Annotated in this window: 1 protein-coding gene; it reads right to left on the bottom strand. The window is 53.5% G+C overall.

Going from position 1 to position 1,160, the window contains the following annotated elements:
• Window positions 1-24: 24 nt before the first annotated feature.
• A complete protein-coding gene (locus tag OMR58_RS25975) occupies window positions 25-1,056 on the bottom strand; it encodes an IS630 family transposase (RefSeq protein ID WP_264547336.1) in 1,032 nt (343 codons plus the stop codon).
• Window positions 1,057-1,160 lie beyond the last annotated feature (104 nt).

Genomic DNA, 1,160 nt, shown 5'->3' with positions numbered 1-1,160 from the left:
GCTAAATAGCTGATCCTAATACCGCTACACTTTTGCGAGACCATGTCGGCCCCCCGGGAACGGACTGGCTGTTTTCATAAAATGGCGAACCTTTTTCAGTCGTTGCCACATAGAACGGCACTGATGGTTTCGGGTAATCGTCTCATGCAGCGCCAGCCAGAGTCGCTCAATATGGTTTACCCACGGTGAATACACCGGCTGATAAATCACGATGAACTTCGGGTTGGCTTTCAGCCAGCGCTGGGTTTCATGGCTTTTATGGATGATGTAGTTATCCACGATCAGCGTGATGCTCTTAGCCCGCCGGTAACTGGCTCTCAGATGTACCAACAGGCTGATAAATAACTTTGAACTTTTACTGCTGCTGCCAACATAGCTGACCCGCCCGGTGCCACTGTTCAGCGCACCGGCAAGGTAGTATTTTTCATTCTGGCCGGGCGTGACCACCTGCTTTTGCTGACCGCGCAACTGCCAGTCAGCCCCGATTTTGGGATTAAGATGGATATCCACCTCGTCTTCGTAAAAAACAGGATGCTCTGCACAACACCGGGACAGTGCCGCATTTATCGCTGCCATTTTTTCCGCCCGGTTCGGGTCACGGATACGCAGCGTTGGTGCGGCTCTGCGCCAGACCAGTCCTGCTGCAGGCAACCAGCGGCGCACGGTGGAAGGGTGCAGGTCACAGCCGGTTATCTGGTTGATTTTTATCGCCAGTAACTCCGTACTCCAGCGTGATCGCTGATAACCAAAATCACCGGGAGAGCGTTCAACAAGTCGCTTCAGCAGGGCGCATATCTGTTCAAAGGGCCAGCGTCGTCCGCGCCCTGGCGGCAGGGATTTAAGCCCTTCAACGCCGTAAAGTGTGAACCAGTTAATCCAGCGCCCGACGGAAGAACGGGCGCAGCAGAGCGCTCTGGCCACATGGCTGACACATTCGCCCCGGTGCAACATCAGCATGGCAATAAGCCTGCGGGCATGATTCTTGTCGGGAGTTTTGTGAATGGTTTTCTGCATCAGGCGTCGTTCGCTGCGTGGAATTGGTGCTATGATCGGCATCGCTCAGTCCGGTTGGTGATTTGTGATGTTTGGCGATTGATCAGATCGCACAATCCGGGCTGAGTTCCCTCAAAGTGATCTATTATTCGGAACAGCTATTTAGA

The organism is Erwinia sp. INIA01 (genome assembly GCF_025947915.1).
In the GTDB taxonomy this organism is placed as follows: domain Bacteria; phylum Pseudomonadota; class Gammaproteobacteria; order Enterobacterales; family Enterobacteriaceae; genus Erwinia; species Erwinia coffeiphila.
The sequence above is the reverse complement of the archived record's forward strand: the minus strand, read 5'-3'. Positions and strand labels throughout refer to the sequence as shown.